At 31.8% G+C, this 17,754-nt stretch carries 15 protein-coding genes and 1 pseudogene; 2 read left to right on the plus strand and 14 right to left on the minus strand.

The features are described 5' to 3' along the window. Positions 1-151 precede the first annotated feature (151 nt). The 10 genes and pseudogenes from BST83_RS15945 to BST83_RS15995 all read right to left on the minus strand — a co-directional run bounded on the left by BST83_RS15945 (position 152) and on the right by BST83_RS15995 (position 14,361). The gene (locus BST83_RS15945) at positions 152-3,355 is read right to left on the minus strand and encodes a TonB-dependent receptor (RefSeq protein WP_240614791.1); all 3,204 of its coding nucleotides are present in this window, start codon (positions 3,353-3,355) and stop codon (positions 152-154) included. Positions 3,356-3,656: 301 nt separating this feature from the next. Beyond that, positions 3,657-5,225 carry a glucose-6-phosphate isomerase gene (pgi, locus tag BST83_RS15950; RefSeq protein WP_104810640.1) on the minus strand — a complete coding sequence of 523 codons (1,569 nt, stop codon included), beginning with the start codon at positions 5,223-5,225 and terminating at the stop codon, positions 3,657-3,659. Between the two features lie 3 nt (positions 5,226-5,228). Next, positions 5,229-6,497 carry a M23 family metallopeptidase gene (locus BST83_RS15955; RefSeq protein WP_104810641.1) on the minus strand — a complete coding sequence of 423 codons (1,269 nt, stop codon included), beginning with the start codon at positions 6,495-6,497 and terminating at the stop codon, positions 5,229-5,231. Positions 6,498-6,599: 102 nt separating this feature from the next. Continuing rightward, positions 6,600-7,331, minus strand: coding sequence for a DUF3108 domain-containing protein (locus BST83_RS15960; RefSeq protein WP_367889181.1), 732 nt, complete (start codon positions 7,329-7,331; stop codon positions 6,600-6,602). 144 nt (positions 7,332-7,475) lie between these two features. Continuing rightward, entirely contained in the window at positions 7,476-8,393 is a 918-nt protein-coding gene (locus BST83_RS15965) for a tryptophan 2,3-dioxygenase family protein (protein ID WP_104810643.1), read from the minus strand. A 148-nt stretch (positions 8,394-8,541) separates the two neighbouring features. Continuing rightward, positions 8,542-9,702 carry a 4-hydroxyphenylpyruvate dioxygenase gene (gene hppD, locus BST83_RS15970; protein WP_104810644.1) on the minus strand — a complete coding sequence of 387 codons (1,161 nt, stop codon included), beginning with the start codon at positions 9,700-9,702 and terminating at the stop codon, positions 8,542-8,544. Between the two features lie 178 nt (positions 9,703-9,880). Beyond that, a complete protein-coding gene (locus BST83_RS15975; protein WP_104810645.1) occupies positions 9,881-11,038 on the minus strand; it encodes a homogentisate 1,2-dioxygenase in 1,158 nt (385 codons plus the stop codon). Positions 11,039-11,666: 628 nt separating this feature from the next. Next, positions 11,667-12,721: pseudogene (locus tag BST83_RS15985) on the minus strand (NAD(P)/FAD-dependent oxidoreductase). A 259-nt stretch (positions 12,722-12,980) separates the two neighbouring features. Beyond that, a complete protein-coding gene (locus BST83_RS15990) occupies positions 12,981-13,217 on the minus strand; it encodes a NifU family protein (RefSeq protein ID WP_104810647.1) in 237 nt (78 codons plus the stop codon). Positions 13,218-13,221: 4 nt separating this feature from the next. Further along, positions 13,222-14,361, minus strand: a complete 1,140-nt coding sequence (locus BST83_RS15995) for an Mrp/NBP35 family ATP-binding protein (RefSeq protein ID WP_104810648.1) — start codon at positions 14,359-14,361, stop codon at positions 13,222-13,224. 124 nt (positions 14,362-14,485) lie between these two features. On the opposite strand from BST83_RS15995, the gene BST83_RS21180 reads away from it, so the two are divergent. Then, positions 14,486-14,608 (plus strand): hypothetical protein, encoded by a 123-nt coding sequence (locus tag BST83_RS21180; RefSeq protein WP_302849471.1) that lies wholly within the window; start codon positions 14,486-14,488, stop codon positions 14,606-14,608. On the opposite strand, the gene BST83_RS16000 is transcribed toward BST83_RS21180, so the two are convergent. The 3 genes from BST83_RS16000 to BST83_RS16010 form a co-directional block, all read right to left on the minus strand. Further along, positions 14,603-14,932, minus strand: a complete 330-nt coding sequence (locus BST83_RS16000) for an MGMT family protein (RefSeq protein ID WP_104810649.1) — start codon at positions 14,930-14,932, stop codon at positions 14,603-14,605. The genes BST83_RS21180 and BST83_RS16000 overlap by 6 nt on opposite strands. Before the next feature lie 194 nt (positions 14,933-15,126). Continuing rightward, positions 15,127-15,798 carry a tRNA (guanosine(46)-N7)-methyltransferase TrmB gene (gene trmB, locus BST83_RS16005; RefSeq protein WP_104810650.1) on the minus strand — a complete coding sequence of 224 codons (672 nt, stop codon included), beginning with the start codon at positions 15,796-15,798 and terminating at the stop codon, positions 15,127-15,129. A 9-nt stretch (positions 15,799-15,807) separates the two neighbouring features. Further along, positions 15,808-16,029: a DUF6341 family protein gene (locus tag BST83_RS16010; RefSeq protein WP_104810651.1), complete on the minus strand. Its 222-nt coding sequence runs from the start codon at positions 16,027-16,029 to the stop codon at positions 15,808-15,810. A 41-nt stretch (positions 16,030-16,070) separates the two neighbouring features. On the opposite strand from BST83_RS16010, the gene BST83_RS20835 reads away from it, so the two are divergent. Next, positions 16,071-16,940 carry a DUF6427 family protein gene (locus tag BST83_RS20835; protein WP_104810652.1) on the plus strand — a complete coding sequence of 290 codons (870 nt, stop codon included), beginning with the start codon at positions 16,071-16,073 and terminating at the stop codon, positions 16,938-16,940. A 52-nt stretch (positions 16,941-16,992) separates the two neighbouring features. Here BST83_RS20835 and upp read toward each other — a convergent pair whose 3' ends face one another. Next, entirely contained in the window at positions 16,993-17,646 is a 654-nt protein-coding gene (upp, locus tag BST83_RS16020; protein ID WP_104810653.1) for a uracil phosphoribosyltransferase, read from the minus strand. Between the last annotated feature and the right edge of the window lie 108 nt (positions 17,647-17,754).

Genomic DNA, 17,754 nt, shown 5'->3' on the forward strand with positions numbered 1-17,754 from the left:
TGTTAAATTACTAATTTTTGTAAAAAAAAAACCACCTCAATTGAGGTGGTTTTAGAGAAAATTTCTATTTCTAAATAGAATTTTTGTTTAAAGTTAGTTCGTCAAAACAAATCAACTTGTATTTTCTTTTCAAAATTAAGAAAATCTATGTTTAGAAAGAATACTTAACTCCTACTTGCAATCTCCAAGCCTGATTAAAGTTAAAATCATAATCAAATGTTTCATTTATATACTCACCACCAATTTTTGTGAAAGAAAAAGTAGGCTCGTTATTCGTAGTATCTACACCCTCATATTTTAAAATTTGTCCATTATTTGACACTCTATTACTTTGAGTAACACCCCAAGTTGAGTTTAAAAGATTACCAACGTTCATGATGTCAAAACTAAATTGTAAAGTATTATTAGTTTCACCTACTTTAATATAGTATTCACGTAATATTCTTAAGTCGAAATTATGAACCCAAGGTGCAACAGCTGCATTAGCTCCTGCATAACTACCTTTATTTGCTTTTAAGTAACTGTCTTGTTCCATAAAATTAAAGAAAGCATCTTCGTCTGCTTGAGATATAAAATTAATATCACCTCTTCCTGAAGGAATATAAATTAAGTCTGTAAAAATACCATCATTATTCATATCATTAGAATACGTATAGCCATAAGTATATGCATTAGAACCAGAATAAAATACGTTCACTAAAGTAGACGATTTAAATTTATCAGTTGCCCATGGAATTTTGTAAGAAGCAGATGCAATTACTTTGCTTGGCACCACAAACTGTGAACGTTCTAGATTAGGTAAATGTGGACCATTAATTGAAATAAGACCATTGTATGCAGAACGCGCACTACTTCCTGGCATCCCAGAAAGTTCTTGTGATTCAGTATAGGTATATGCAGCCATTAATTTTAAATCTTTTATTGGCTCTGCATTTACGGTTATATTACCAATTGCTCCCCAACCTTCACTATTATTAGAAAGAGCAAAAGCGTCTCTAGATGTGTATTCTATATCAGCTGAGCTTGGGTAAATATATCTATTGTCTGGTCCAGAAAAGCGTTCCCAAGTGGCATCTGGTTGTTCTAAATTAAGATTTTTAAGCATTACACCATTAATATTTCTTGTAGCAATTCCTTCAACTGTAACAAAAAGAGGGAAATCAACTGGAACTTCATAATCTAAAGCTAAAGAAGTTTTCCATACTTGTGGCATTTTAAAATTAGGATCTACACTATTTATATCCCTTGGCAAAACACCATCTTCTGGAGTAATTGTGTTAGGCAATCCTAAACGTTGAATCATTTCATCTGTGTTCGTAATTATAGGGCCTGCTAAACCTGCTAAAGCAGGATCTGCAGATCTTACAGAACCATCTGCATTATATCTAGTAACTGCAGCATAACTACCCTGCACCATACCAGAGTTTGTTGGCATATTTGTAAAAAACACTAGTGGCAACCTTCCTGTAAAAACACCTGTTCCACCACGTAATTTCATTGTCTTGTCTCCATTAATATCCCAAGCAAAACCAACTCTTGGCGAAAATAAAACATTGGCTTCTGGCCATACACCTGTATCAATGCTAGTACCTCCAAAATCAAGGTCTAAAATTGAATTATTTGTAAGAATATTATCGTCATATCTTAAATAATCGGCACGAATACCATAAGATAATTTAAAGTTTTTATTTATATCCCAATCATCTTGAGCATATATTCCTAACTGATTAAAAGCAACTTCTGCAGTAGGGTTTACCTCACCATCATAACCATACGTTAATGCAAAATCTCTTGGTGCAGCTTGGTTCAAAAAATCATCTATACTAGCGTATCTGTAATAACCTCTTCCATTACGCATATATGAATTGTTCGCAAATTGACGCTCGAAACTTACACCTGCAACAATTTTATGATTATCTGCATAATACGTTAAATTATTAAAAACTGTTAAGGTGTTGTTGTTTACAGCGTTGTTCCATGTAAATAATTCATAACCTGCAGATATGTAAGGTTCTACAATTTGACCGCCTGCTGGTGTTACTCCATTCATAATATCTATAAACGGAAATGGTGAAGATTCAGAACCACGTGCGTCTTTAATTTGAGAATACGTAGCAAGGAACTGATTTGATAATTTATCAGAAAATCTACTATTCAAATCGAAGGATACTGTATTCACAATATTGTCTGTGGAATAAATAGAATTAGAAAAAGCCATAGAATTTTCTGAAATACGATTCATATTTCTGTTACGGACACCTGCATCAGTTGAGTTTCCATTCGTAGGGTTCCATCCCTGGTTTTTGGTATAATTATAACGCATACTTAATTTGTGTGCATCATTGATGTTCCAATCTAAACGAACTAAAAGTTTTCTGTTAGTTTCATCTCCAGGAAAATCTGAATAAGAACCTGTTTCATAGCCATAGTTATCTTTTAGGTGGTTTCTAACTCTGTCCATATCCGCTGTGCTTGCTCTAGACTGCAATAAATCTAAATTGGCAACACCGTCTTCAGAAGCTCTCCAAAGAACAACTTGACCTGGCTTATCTATAGCTTCTAAATTTACAAAAAAGAACAATTTATCTTTAATAATTGGCCCTCCAAAAGTCATACCATAAGTTGTTGAAGATTCTTCCGGTCTAACTCCAAAATCAACGTCACCAACTCTGTTACCTCGCATATCTTGATTGTTAAAATAAGTATATGCAGAACCTTTAAATTTATTAGTTCCAGATTTGGTAATTGCATTGATACCTCCGCCGATGAAGTTCGTTTGACGAACATCAAAAGGAGCAATTACAACTTGAATTTCTTCAATAGCATCTATTGAAATAGGACTTCCACCACCAGGTAAACTAGAACTTAATCCAAAATTATTGTTAAAGTTAGCACCATCAACTGTAAAGTTGGTTGAACGACCATCACCACCAGCAATACTCATACCATTTGCGTATGGCGAAAGACGAGCGATATCAGTAATACTTCTGCTTACAGTTGGCATAATTGCTAAATCTGCGTTAGAAATATTTGTTGTTGCACCTGTTTTATCTGCTGAAAACTTTGATCTTTTTGAAGAAATAAGTATTTCATCTAAAGAAACATTTTCCTCAGTTAAAACTATATTATGAACATAAGATGCTCCTAAATTGATCATAATATTAAAAGTAACGTTTTCTCCATAACCAAGATAAGATACTTTTATACTGTAAGGACCACCTACTCGCATACCGGGCAAATTATAACGCCCTTCCATATTTGTTGTAGTACCGTAAGTTGTACCTGACGGGGTGTGTGTTGCTAATACTGAGGCTCCCATTATAGGCCCTGCATCATCTGTAACTCTTCCATTCATACTAGATGAAGTAATTTGCGCAATCGATACTGAAGCGAATAGAATCGCAACAAATGTTAGTAAAAATTTTGTTATTTTTTCATTGTTAAATTTTGCGGTTATTTATTTTTTTGCAAAATTCTATCTTTTTTCGGTTTTTAATGTTAATTTAATGTTAATTTTTAACAATAAATTAAGACAATGAAAAGGGGTGTATTAAATCTTAATTGATTTAAAATGAAATACTTAAATACATTTATATATGTTAATTCAAAGACATATAAAAGTTAAAATATTAATTAATTGTATAATGAATACCGTTTTATTGTTTATTCAACAAATTTTTAGCTAATTCCTTCCCTAATTCAACACCAAATTGGTCAAAACTATAGATGTTCCATAAAATACCTTGGGTATATATTTTGTGCTCGTATAACGCTACTAGCTTACCTAAAGATCTAGGTGTTAATTTATCAAAAAGAATAGCGTTGCTTGGTCTATTACCTTCAAAAACTTTGAAAGGTAACAATTGATTTATTTTAGCTTCATCACCAGAAAACTTTAATTCTAAATGAACTTCTTCTTTACTTTTACCAAAAGCTAAAGCTTCCATTTGTCCGTAATAATTTGCCATTAATTTCTTGTGATGATCTGTTAAACCATACAATGATTGCTTGTAACCAATAAAGTCTGCAGGAATTAACTTTGTACCTTGATGCACTAATTGCATAAAAGCATGCTGCATATTTGTACCGGTACTTCCCCAAACAATAGTTCCTGTTTGATAATCAACTTTATCTCCGTTTCTATCAACTCCTTTTCCGTTACTTTCCATAATTGCCTGTTGCAAATAATCTGGAAGTTTCTTTAAATACTGAGAATAAGGTAAAACAGCTTCGGTTTCTGCTAAGTAAAAATTATTGTACCAAATGCTGATAAGCGCCAAAATAACAGGAATATTTTTATCGAAATCTTCATTTCTGTAATGAATATCCATTTCTTCAGCCCCTTCTAAAAGTGCTTTATAATTATTAAAACCAACAGACAAACTGATTGATAAACCAACTGCAGACCATAAAGAAAAACGACCTCCAACCCAATCCCACATAGGGAAAACATTGCTTTTGTCAATTCCGAAATTATCTACCGCTTGTAAATTGGAAGAAACTGCCACAAAATGTTTTGGAATATCAAAAATAGTTGCCGATTTTAAAAACCAATTTTTTAAAGTTTCTGCATTTGTGATGGTTTCTTGGGTTGTAAATGTTTTAGAAACAATTACAAACAGGGTAGTTTCTGGGTTTAATTTCTTGATAATTTCAGAAACATGATCTCCATCAATATTAGAAACAAAATGCGTTGTCAATTGATTTTTATAAAACTGTAAAGATTCTACAATCATATCTGGCCCAAGGTCCGAACCACCAATTCCAATATTTACAATATCAGTAATTGATTTACCTGTATATCCTTTCCACTTTCCAGAAATCACTTTATTACTAAAGCTTTTTATCTTTCTTAAAGCGGTTTGTATTTGTGGTTTTATGTTTTTCCCTTCCACCAAAACAGGAACATCAGAAGTACTTCTTAAAGCAGTATGCATTACGGCCCTGTCTTCCGTTACATTAATTTTATCACCAGTAAACTGACTCTCAATTGCTTCTTTTAATCCTACTTCTTTAGCTAATTCTACTAATAAATGAATCGTTTTTTTTGTGATTCTGTTTTTAGAAAAATCAACTAATAAATCACCAAATTCGATAGAAAAATCTTCTTTTCTGTGCTCTTCTTTACTTAAATCTTTAATATTGATGTTTTGAATATCTTTAAAATGATTTGTTAATTCTTTCCAAGATTGTGTTGTAGTTGGATTACTATTTTTTAAAGCCATTTTTTATTTTTTTGCAATTGTTTCAGTAAGTATTTGAAGTTTTTTTACTGGAACTTGTTTGTTTTCTAATTGATATTTTAAAGGTTTAATAAACTTGTAATACTCAGGCTTAATATTCTCTGCCAAAGGTTCTGCGGATGGTAATTTTTCTCTTAAAGGATCTACTTGTTTGCCAAATTTCCAAAAACGATAACAAACATGGGGGCCTCCAGTATTCCCGGTCATTCCTACCCAACCAATAACAGCTCCTTGTTTTACGTAATTTCCTTTATTTACTTTTCTTTTACTCATATGCAAATACTGCGTGGAATACGTGCTGTTATGTTTAATTTTTACATAATTACCATTACCGCCTCTTCTTTCAGATTCGACAACCGTTCCGCTAGCGGTTGCGATAATTGGCGTATTAATATTTGCAGCAAAATCAGTACCTTTATGAGGTCTAATTTTGTTTCCATAATACGCAATTCTTCTTGTTAAATTATATCTTGAGGAAATTCTATATTGAAATTTGATTGGCGCTTTTAGAAACTGACTGCGCAACATATTACCCGCTTGATCGTAAAATTCTGGGATTCCTTTTATAGAATCTGCAATAAATCTAAAAGCAAATAAATTTTTCCCTTTGTGATTAAAAACTGCTGATTTTACATTTCCATAACCCGCGAAAATGCTGTCATCTATAAACTTTTCTTCATAAACAAGTTTAAAAGAATCTCCTTTTTGAAGTGCATAAAAATCTAAAGTCCAAGCGTAAATATCTGCAATTGTCCATGTTAAATTTGGTTTTAACCCTAAACCGTCCATAGTTTCAGAAAGACTAGAATTTATAATTCCCGTTACTTCTTTTTCTACGACCTTAATTGGTTTTTTAAAACGTTTAGCGGTAATTGAAGAGCCTTTAAAATCTACAACTGTTGCATTTATTTTATCGTGTTTATAAATGAAAATTTGGGCTTTTTCTGTAGAATCTTTGCTGGCTAGAATCATATAAGGCTTACCTGCTCTTACTCTTCTAACGTCAAAAATCCCTGTAATTGAAGTTGCAATTTGATTTATCTTTGGATAGTAAACATGATGTCTGTCTAAAATTTGACCAAAACTTTCCCCATTTTTAATGGTGTCATGTATCACTTTGTAATCATCTAATTTATAACCAAATTTAATTTCTGGCTTAGGTTGTACTTCAATCTTAACTGCAGGTTTATGTTTTTCTTTTTTACAAGAAGAGAAACATAAAATGACAGCTAATAAAATGGCTATTTTTTTCAAAAATTTTATACTTTTTTTGGATAATTTTCAAAAGTACAAATAAAATTGATTTATTTTCAATCTAAAAAGTACAACTTGATGCCGCGATTTTGTTAAACTTTTCTAAAAACTTTGAAAAGGATTTGCCAAACCTCTATAGCCCTCCAACTCTGCTCTTAAAGAACCTACTCTTAAAGAAGCTGCCATTTTTATTGGAATTTTATTTGCATCATCCGTTATCCAAAGTGTTACACTCTCTTGTTCTTTAAAAATTCTACCGGATTGAACCAGGGGTCTAAAAACTAAAGTATTCACTCTCCCGAAGTTGGTTTTTAAAACTTCTCTTCCTAAAAAGCGAAGTTTAAAAGGGTATATTTGAGCATCTAAAAACAAATCTAGTTTTATTTCATCCCCAATTTTTAAATCTTTTGTGCCTGTATTTCTTAAAAAATAGAAAGAAGAAAGCATGTCTTGCACATTTGTGAAAGCTACTGAAGTATCTTTTTGCAATGTAAAATCTTGAATATATGCTTTTTTAGCTTCGTGATTAAAAGAAGTTATTCTATGTTTTTTATAACCACCTTCATCAATCTTTCTTTTAAAAAGATATGGTTTTACATCTGCTTGGTCAAAATACGATTCGTATAGGTCATCTACTTCAAAAAACCATTTTATCATACCAGAAGTCCAACCTGTACCTTTAGAATAAAAAACTTTTTTACCATTATATTCTTTCTCACTAACTTCTAAAACTGCTGTTCCTGCGCGTATAAAACCACTGTAACTCATTTTATAACGCAACCATTCTCCACTTTTAAAAGCAACGGGTTTTTCTTGACTGAAAGTAGTTGTCAAAAAAAGTAAGATAAAAACTAATAGGATATATTTTTTCATAAAAGATTCAAACTTATAAAAAAGGAATGACAATTACCGTTCCAAAAACAAAAAAAATCGTTTAAAATAATTTGTAAACGACTTTTTAATACAACTTTATGATTTTTAGAATGTTCCCCAATTTTTCAATTCTTCTTCACTCCATAAAAATGGATAGAAAATTCTTCGTTGGTATTTTGGGTGCATATATTTACGCCAACTACTGCCGCCTGTTGCTTCTAAATCTTTGTCTTTTCCTCCTAAATATTTGCCAGCGGCATTGTAATGAGCCATTACCCACTTTACATTTACGGTATAATCATAATGACGCATTGCTTTTATTAGTTCTTTATTTTCTTGAACGTCTTTTGGTAATTGTTTAAACTTTTTTGAAAGATTAATGTCATTATAATCTTCCATGAAATCGATAAAATCCCCTAAATATTTTTTCTCAAAAAGATTTAATAAAGTCGATTTTTGTCCTGTTGTATAATTTTTACCTGCAGCTTGCCAATACAAATGATTGTATGCGTTTTTAAATGACGAATTTCTATCAATATCTGCTCTAAAACGTGCATCAATTAAATTAATTAATTCTGTGGATGCAAATTCAATTTTACGGTATTGTGCACTTTGAAATCCGCTTGCGGGCGTTAATGTATTTCTAAATTTTAAATATTGCTCTTTTTCCATTCCGTCAGCCATCACATCAAAAGAACTGCAAAGCATATCAAAATACCTACTGATTCTGCCTAAATGCATTGAAAATTTATCAGCAGAAACCTCTTCGGTTTTTGCAACTTGATCAATTTCCCATAAAATCATTTTAAATAACAACTCATTTACTTGATGATACATGATAAAAACCATTTCATCTGGCTGTGTTGTTCTCGGAATTTGCAAACCTAAAAGCGCGTCTGTTTGAATATAATCCCAATACGTAATTGGTGTACTCCAGAGCAAACCTTCTAACATTGCATCTACAGGAACACCTAATTTATCGTACTTTTCTTCTATTGCTTTTAATATTTCGTCTTTGTTCATTTTAGTTTTTAGATTCAAGATGACTTTGAGCCAAGAAACAAGATGGATTTTGATTCTTGAAATTTAGTGCAATTTAAAATAAAAATTGAAATAACTCAGTTCATCAAATCTGTCTTGTTTCTTGGCTCTAATTTTGTCTTTTCTCTTTTTACAACGTTCCTCTTTTAGCTTGCTCTCTCTCTATAGATTCAAACAATGCTTTAAAGTTTCCTGCCCCAAAACCTTTTGCACCCATTCTTTGTATAATTTCAAAAAATAACGTTGGTCTGTCTTCTAATGGTTTTGTGAAAATTTGCAATAAATACCCTTCTTCATCGGCATCTATCATAATTCCTAAGCCTTTTAATTTTTCGATATCTTCTTTCAATTCGTGACTAAAAGTTTCTAATCTTCCAGGAACTGCTCTGTAATATGCTTCCGGTGGCGTTGACAAAAACTCTATTCCGTTTGCTTTTAATTGCGAAACTGTTTTTATAATATCATCGGAAGCCATTGCAATATGCTGTACACCTGCACCTTCATAAAAGTCTAAATACTCTTCAATTTGAGAACGTTTTTTTCCTTTTGCTGGCTCATTAATTGGAAACTTAATTCTCCCGTTTCCGTTAGACATTACTTTACTCATTAATGCAGAATATTCTGTATGAATTTGCTTATCATCAAAAGATAAAAAGTTTACAAAACCCATAACATCTTCATAAAATTTTACCCAAGTATTCATTTGGTTCCAACCCACATTACCAACCATGTGATCTATGTATTTTAAACCTGAACTTGGCGGATTATACTCTGATTCCCATTTTACAAATCCTGGCAAAAATGTTCCTGTATAGTTTTTACGCTCTACAAACATGTGCACCGTTTCTCCGTATGTATAGATTCCTGCTCTTACAACTTCACCAAATTCGTCTTTTTCAACAGTTGGTTCCATGTACGATTTTGCACCTCTTGATGTAGTTTCTTTGTAAGCTTGTCTTGCATCTTCAACCCAAAGTGCTACCACTTTTACACCATCACCATGTTGCACAATATGGTCGTTTATTGGTGATTTGCTATTTAACGGGGTTGTTAAAATAATTTTAATTTTATCTTGCGTTAGCACATAACTCACAGAATCTTTAGAGCCTGTTTCTAACCCTTTATACGCATGCGATTGAAAACCAAATGCTGTTTTATAAAAGTGTGCAGCTTGTTTTGCGTTACCAACGTAGAATTCTACGTAATCTGTTCCCAGTAATGGAAGGAAATCTTGTGCTCCTTCGAATATTTTTTCTAAATCGTAGTCTCCTAATTTTATTTCTTTTGCCATCTTTATGTTTTATAGATGACACAGGTTTTAAAAACCTATGTCGTCTTTGTGTTTATAAATGAGTTATTTAATTAAAGCTATGTTTTTTAAACAAGTTTAGCCCTGATTGCATCGGCATACTTTTTGTTTTTCACAAAAAGATATAGAGGAAAGCAGGAAATAGCTTCTAATAATTATTTTACTCTAACCAAGATTTATAATATTCTTCATCGGCAATTTTCATTGCTTCTTCTGTAACCTGCAAGGGTTTAAAAGTATCTACCATCACGGCCAATTCTTCTGTTTTTGTTTTTCCGATACTCTTTTCTGCAGTTCCTGGGTGCGGTCCATGAGGAATACCTGACGGATGTAAAGAGATATGACCTTGATCGATGTCATTTCTGCTCATAAAATCGCCATCTACATAGTACAATACCTCATCTGAATCGATGTTACTGTGACTGTAAGGTGCAGGAATTGAGTCTGGGTGATAGTCATACATACGTGGCACAAAACTGCAAATTACAAGCGCATTGGTTTCAAAGGTTTGGTGCACTGGTGGCGGTTGATGAATACGACCTGTTATTGGTTCAAAATCGTGAATTGAAAATGCATACGGATAATTATAACCGTCATAACCAACCACATCAAAAGGATGCGACGCGTATGTCATTTCTGTAATTTCGCCTTGTTTTTTTACTTTGATTAAGAAATCTCCTAATTCGTAATTTGTTTCTAATTCATATGGTCTTCGGATATCTCGCTCGCAAAAAGGAGAATGCTCTAGTAATTGTCCGAAATAATTTCTATAGCGTTTTGGCGTGTAGACTGGTGAATAGGACTCTACAATGAAAAGTCTATTATTCTCATCATCAAAATCTAGTTTGTAAATAATGCCACGCGGAATTACGAGATAATCTCCATATTTAAAATCGATGTTTCCAAGATGTGTTCTTAGTTTCCCGCTTCCTTTATGAATAAAAATCACCTCATCTGCATCTGTATTTTTATAGAAATAATCTGTAGTCGATTTTTTTGGCGCCGCTAAAATGATGTTACAATCTGAATTTGTTAAAACGATTTTTCTACTTTCTAAATAATCGTCTTCTTGCGGAACTTGAAATCCACGAAACCTGTAAGATTGAATGTTATTGGCTTTGGCAATTTTTGGTTTTACAGAGTATTGCTTTCCAATTTTCTTAACCATTGTAGGTCTGTATTCATGATATGAATTGGTAGACATTCCGTCAAAACCAATGGTACCGAACAATTGTTCGTAATATAACGTTCCGTCTTTTTTACGAAATTGTGTGTGTCTTTTTGGTGGGATTATCCCTAATTGATGATAAAAAGGCATTTTTTTTAATGTATTAATGAGTTAATAAAACAATATAACAATGCATTTCTGAGCGCGCAATTATTACATTTTTAAATTGAAAGATTGATACATTAGACCCTCATTCAGGATTGCGTTTTATTAAGAATTTTAAATGTGTTAATAAGTCTAAATACATCTCAATCGATTTAGTGACATTAACAAAGGTACAAAAAGGAAAGTATATTTTTAAAAATCCTAGTAAATAGAATTTGCAACTCCAAAAAGTTGATCAACCGGAATGAAAACCACAAAGGCAATAAAGACAAACACTAAAGCTTTAACAAAGGTTAATATGGAACTTTGCAAACTTATAAATTAGCATCGTTGCTACTTAATTGTAGTAAAATATCTTTTTTTTGATATATTGGATTGGTTAATTCGCTTACTGAATTATTTCTTTTTGGGATTTTATTGTAGTATAACAGAAAAATTGAAACAACTATCAATGAACCTAAACCAAAAAAAAGTAAGCCAAATAAACCTAAACCAAATTCATAAGGACTAAAATGAAAACAGTTTAAAGCTTTGGAAATTCTAGTTTTTATCCAAAAAAAGTAATTACATAAACGGATTGCTTCGTAAACGATCAATAACGAGACGATACAGCTTACTCAATCTTTTTAATCACAGCTTTTGGAGCTTCTTTTCTTGTGCCGTCAAAACCATCGACCCCCCTACGGTTGTGTATTTCATTACATACTTTTTATCAGGAAAAATACGTTTAAAAGCACTTTGGCACATTAATGTAGCTTCGTGAAATCCGCATAAAATTAATTTCAATTTCCCCGGATATGTGTTTACATCACCAATTGCATAAATTCCTGGGATATTGGTTTGATAATCTAAAGCGTTATCTACTTTAATAGCATTTTTCTCGATTTCTAAACCCCAATTTGCAATTGGACCTAATTTTGGAGACAATCCAAAAAGCGGAATAAAATGATCTGTTTCAATAGTAAATTCCTCACCACCTTCTTGCACCACAGAAACTCCTGTTACTTTGCCAGTACCAACAATTCCTTTTACTTCTGCAGGCGTAATCATGGTGATTTTACCCGCGTCTTTTAATTCTTGTACTTTATCAACTGAATCTAAAGCGCCTCTAAATTCGTTTCTTCTGTGAATTAAAGTTACTGATGACGCAATATTGGTTAAAAAAATTGACCAATCTAAAGCAGAATCTCCTCCACCAGAAATCACTACTTTTTTATTTCTATAAAATTCTGGATCACGAATAATATATTCTACCCCTTTATCTTCAAAATCTATAATATTAGGAATTGGCGGTTTTCTAGGTTCAAAACTTCCTAAACCACCAGCAATTGCAACAATTTTTGCCTGATGTTTTGTTCCTTTATTTGTTGTTACTATAAAAGAGCCATCTTCTTGTTTATCGATCGTTTCTGCGCGTTCGCCCAGTGTAAAACCTGGTTCGAACTGTTTGCACTGCTCTAGTAATTTATCTGTTAAGTCACCCGCTAAAATTTCTGGATATGCAGGAATATCATAAATTGGTTTCTTTGGATAAATTTCTGAACATTGACCGCCAGCTTGTGGTAAAGCATCAATTAAATGACAACGTAATTTTAACAAACCCGCTTCAAAAACGGTAAATAAGCCTGTTGGTCCTGCACCTATAATTAATATATCTGTTGTAATCATTTCTATTTTCTTTTACTTCGTAATTGCGAGGTACGAAGCAATCTTTACATAAATAAGCAGATTGCTTCGTACCTCGCAATGACGTTACTCTATTTTTTTTATTGAGGATCGCATTAGGGATCGAAACCTTTCGAATAACTATTGATATTATTAACTTTTTTGTTTCTTTTTAAAAAAAAAGACATAATGTAAAGCCCGACCTTTTTAGGAATGCCCAAAACTCTATTTTTCTAAACGTTTAAAAACTTGTTTTTATCAGTTAAGCAACATTAATAACTTCCTGAATTTGAGGCACATATTTTTTTATAGTTGCTTCAACTCCGTTTTTTAAAGTCATTTGATTTACAGAACAACCTGTGCAAGCGCCTTGTAATTGGACTTTTACAACAGAATCTTCTATAGAAAGCAGCTTGATATTGCCACCATCACTCATTAAAAAAGGACGGATTTCATCTAATGCTTTTTCTACATTATCTATTGTTTCTTGTGCTGTCATGTGCTTATTTTTTTACTGAACTACAACCACTCATTGTTGTAATTCTCACAACTTCTGTTGGTGGTAAATTTGAATTTCTTTTTAATAATTCTGAAACGATTTCTTTGGTAATATCCGTAAATGATTTTTCTAAAACAGTCCCTTCCTGCAAAGCTACTGGATGCCCAACATCTCCTGATTCTCTAATACTTTGTACTAACGGAATTTCGCCTAAAAATTTAGTTTTAATATCTATTGCCAAGTTTTTCGCACCGTCTTTACCAAAGATATAATACTTGTTATTTGGCAATTCTTCTGGTGTAAAATAGGCCATGTTTTCGATAATTCCTAAAACGGGCACATTAATACTTTCTTGTTGAAACATAGCAACTCCTTTTTTTGCATCTGCTAGTGCAATATTTTGCGGTGTTGAAACTACAACTGCGCCATTAATTGGTAAAGCTTGTACAATTGATAAATGCACATCACCTGTTCCTGGAGGTAAATCGATTAAAAGAAAATCTAATTCGCCCCAATCACCATCAAAAATTAATTGATTTAATGCTTTTGACGCCATTGGACCTCTCCAAATTACAGCTTCATCAGGATTTGTAAAAAATCCTAAAGACAATAATTTTACGCCGTAATTTTCTACAGGTTGCATTTTTGAACGACCATCAACTTTTACTGAAAGTGGTCTTGCTTTTTCTACATCAAACATAATATGTTGTGATGGTCCGTACACATCTGCATCTAAAACACCCACACTGAAACCCATTTTAGCTAATGAAATTGCAACATTTGATGTAATGGTAGATTTACCAACACCCCCTTTACCTGATGCAATTGCAATGATGTTTTTGATATTAGGAATTGCTTTTCCTTTAATCTGGTTTGGAGTTTCTTTTGGTTCTGGCTTTTCAACTTTTACATTGATTTTTACCTCAATTTTTTCTCCAACAGCAATCTTAATTACTTTCGAAATTTCTGACTCAATTTTCTTCTTTGCTTGTAAAGTAGGGTTGCTGATGGTTACATCAACAATTACTTCATCGCCAAAAGTGACCACATTTGTAACATTATTGTTTTCTATTAAGCTTTTTCCTTCGCCAGGCGCAGTAATAGTTTCTAATGCTTTATATATATCTTGCTTTGTAAAACTCACGTCTTATTTTTATTTAATCTTGATTACAAAGATACGCCTTAGTATTAAGAAATTAAAGTGATTATATTGTGATTATTTATTTGTTGATAAATGGAAATTATAGAGACGAATTTTACGAATTAAAATGATGCCAATTTTTGTAATTATGATTAAAAAAGTGCCTAAAACAAAAACTTCTTTAGAGCAATTACTAAAAAAAGCTATAACTAATTGGAAAGGGGATAAATTTAATGAAACTTTTCTATAGTTCTTCTATAGGATTCCAAAACACTTTTTCTAAATCTTGAATTTGATTATCTATAACCTCGATACCTTCGTTTTCTAGCAATTGTTGCATTAAATTTGTGCCATCAAAATGGTGTTTCCCTGTTAATAATCCTTTTCTATTGACCACTCTGTGCGCAGGAACATCTTCTAAATTATGCGATTTATTCATGGCCCAACCAACCATTCTAGCAGATTTTGCTGCACCTAAATAAACACCAATTGCGCCATAACTTGTAACGCGACCATAGGGAATTAAGCGTGCAACTTGGTATACTTTATCAAAAAAATTGTCAGATTCTTTCATGAAGTGAAGATATAAACTTTTATGAAATAGCTTTTACACGAGTTTTTAAAGAGAAAGTAAGAGATTCACTGAGTTCTATTAAAAAAGAAGCGTTTAAAATTATAAAATGAGCTTCCTCAAAACTTGAAAAAATAATCATTGAAACATCAGTAAAAAAAAATTGCTTCAACTTTATCTAGTTTCGCAATTACGTACTAATATTTTAATCTAAACTTAATATAAGTAATAGGTTTCCCAACTTCTAAATATTGGTTTTCGTAGAAAGTTTGCGTTTCTGTAACTTCTTTTGGTGCGCCATCATTTTTATAAACGGTATGATTTGCATATAAAACCTCATGACCTCCGCCATGCAATAAACCTAAAGTGTAACCATGCATAAATTCTGAATCTGTTTTAAGATTCATAATTCCGTTTTCGTTTAAAATATGATGGTATTTTTTTAAGAAAGTAGCATTTGTCATTCTATGTTTGGTGCGCTGAAACTTTATTTGTGGATCTGGAAAAGTAATCCAGATTTCTGAAATTTCATTTTCAGCAAAAATAAAATCGACCAACTCAATTTGAGTTCTTACAAAAGCAACATTATCGAGGTTTTCTTCAATAGCAACTTTTGCTCCTCGCCAAAAACGAGCCCCTTTTATATCAATTCCTATAAAGTTTTTATTCGGATTTTTTCTAGCCAAGGCAATAGTGTATTCACCTTTACCGCAGCCTAATTCAACAACAATAGGATTGTCATTTTTAAAAAAAGAATGCCATTTTCCTTTTAAAGAAAAGTTAGTAACAACTTCTTCTCTAGTAGGTTGAATGACATTTTTAAACGTTTCGTTTTCTTCGAAACGCTTTAGTTTGTTTTTACTTCCCAATCTATAAATTTAAGCCTTGTCTTCTGTTCCTTCTTTTACAAAACGACGAGATTCACTCATCCAGTATTTAAATAAAAATAATAAAACAATTAAAAACGTCCAGTTTACTGCATTAGAAATCCACCATCCAAAGTCGGCTGAGGCAACCTCAGTGCGCAGCCAGTTAAAAGGAAGAAAAAAAACATCAGTAAATAAACTACCAATCCACTTAAAAATATTGCTTGCTATCATAACTTAATTATCTTTACGTTGCAAAAATAACAAAAGAAACAATGCTAGCCAATTTTTTAAACAAATCTAAACCTATTAATTTTATAGGCATACTTGTTTTTTTTCTAATCTGTTATTTAATAGTTGTTATTTCTGCTTTTTTTAATACTGATTTTTCTGCGGATAAATTGCTGAAAAGCTTTGTTTTACTGTTACTTTTTCTAAGCGTTTTTTTCTTTTTCAACTTTATACTTAACAAGAATAAATTAACTTTTGATAATTCGTATGCGTACTTTATTTTCACCCTTTTTGTAATCTGTATTTTGCCAGAATTGGGTACTTACAAGACCCTGATTTTAGTAACAATTTACCTATTTATCTTACGGAAATTATATAGTTTACGTTCGTCTAAAAAGGTGATTCAAAAGTTGTTTGATAGTGGGTTTTGGCTAGGAACCTTGTTTCTTTTAGAACCCATTTCTATTTTATTTTTTATATTAATTTTTACTGGTATCTCTTTACACCAAAAAATAACACTGCATACACTTTTTACACCTATTATAGGCTTTATAACACCGTTGTTTATTTATTTTACTTACTATTTTTGGTTTGATAAGACTGAGGAATTCACTAAACTTTTTGATTTTAATATCAATTTTGACCTTGAACTTTACACCAAAACAAAATTTATTTGGTTTTTTCTGTGCGTGTTTATAGCTTCACTCTTCTCTATTATTTTTAAATCTTTAGAAACGATAGGCGTTAGTAATACGTTTAGAAGAAGTTGGAGCTTACTAATAACAAACTTTTTTATCGTACTTCTTTTTTTAGCGCTATTACCAGCTAAAAACGGCTCAGAAGTTCTTTTTATACTATTTCCTGCTTCCGTAATTATTACAAACGGAATTCAATTAATAAAGAAAAAAATGTGAAGAATTTAATTTTATATGGCTTTTTACTAGGTAGTATTTACTTCTGTTTTTTCTATAATTTTTTACCAAAAGCCAAATCTCCTGCATCACCTAAACCAGGAATAATATACCCTTTACTATCCAGTTCATCATCTATAGCAGCAACCCATAAATGTGTATTTTCTGGAAAATGTTTTTCTATAAATTCAACACCTTCTTTCGCGGCAATCACAACAATTATATGCAACTCTTTTGGGGTTCCGTGTTTTTTTATAGCTTCATAAACAGCAACTAAAGATTGCCCAGTTGCTAGCATAGGGTCCGCTAATAACAACGTTTTATTTTCTATTTCTGGTGATGCAAAATATTCTACCACAATTTTAAACTCGTCATCATTATATGGATGATGTCTAAATGCAGAAATAAAAGCATTTTCTGCTTTATCAAAATAGTTTAAAAGCCCTTGATGCAAAGGTAAACCGGCTCTAAGAATGGAACATAAAACTAAATTATTATTAGGTAATTGTACATTCTTTTTAGCCATAGGTGTCTCAATAGAAACATTTAAATACGATAGGCTTTTACTTAGTTCATAACCTAAAATTTCTCCAATTCTTTCTATATTTCTTCTAAAACGTAAGGAATCTTTTTGAATGTTTTTGTCTCTTATTTCGGCTATAAAAGTGTTTAAAACTGAATTTGATTCGCCAATATAGTGTATCTCCATTTTAATAAATTATGACAACAAATATAGTATTATAAAATTTGTATCTTGCAGGTAACAAAAAATCTGAATTTAAATTAAAAATGCTTCTTAAAAAGTATTGTTAATTAG

Source organism: Polaribacter filamentus (assembly GCF_002943715.1).
Lineage (GTDB): Bacteria > Bacteroidota > Bacteroidia > Flavobacteriales > Flavobacteriaceae > Polaribacter > Polaribacter filamentus.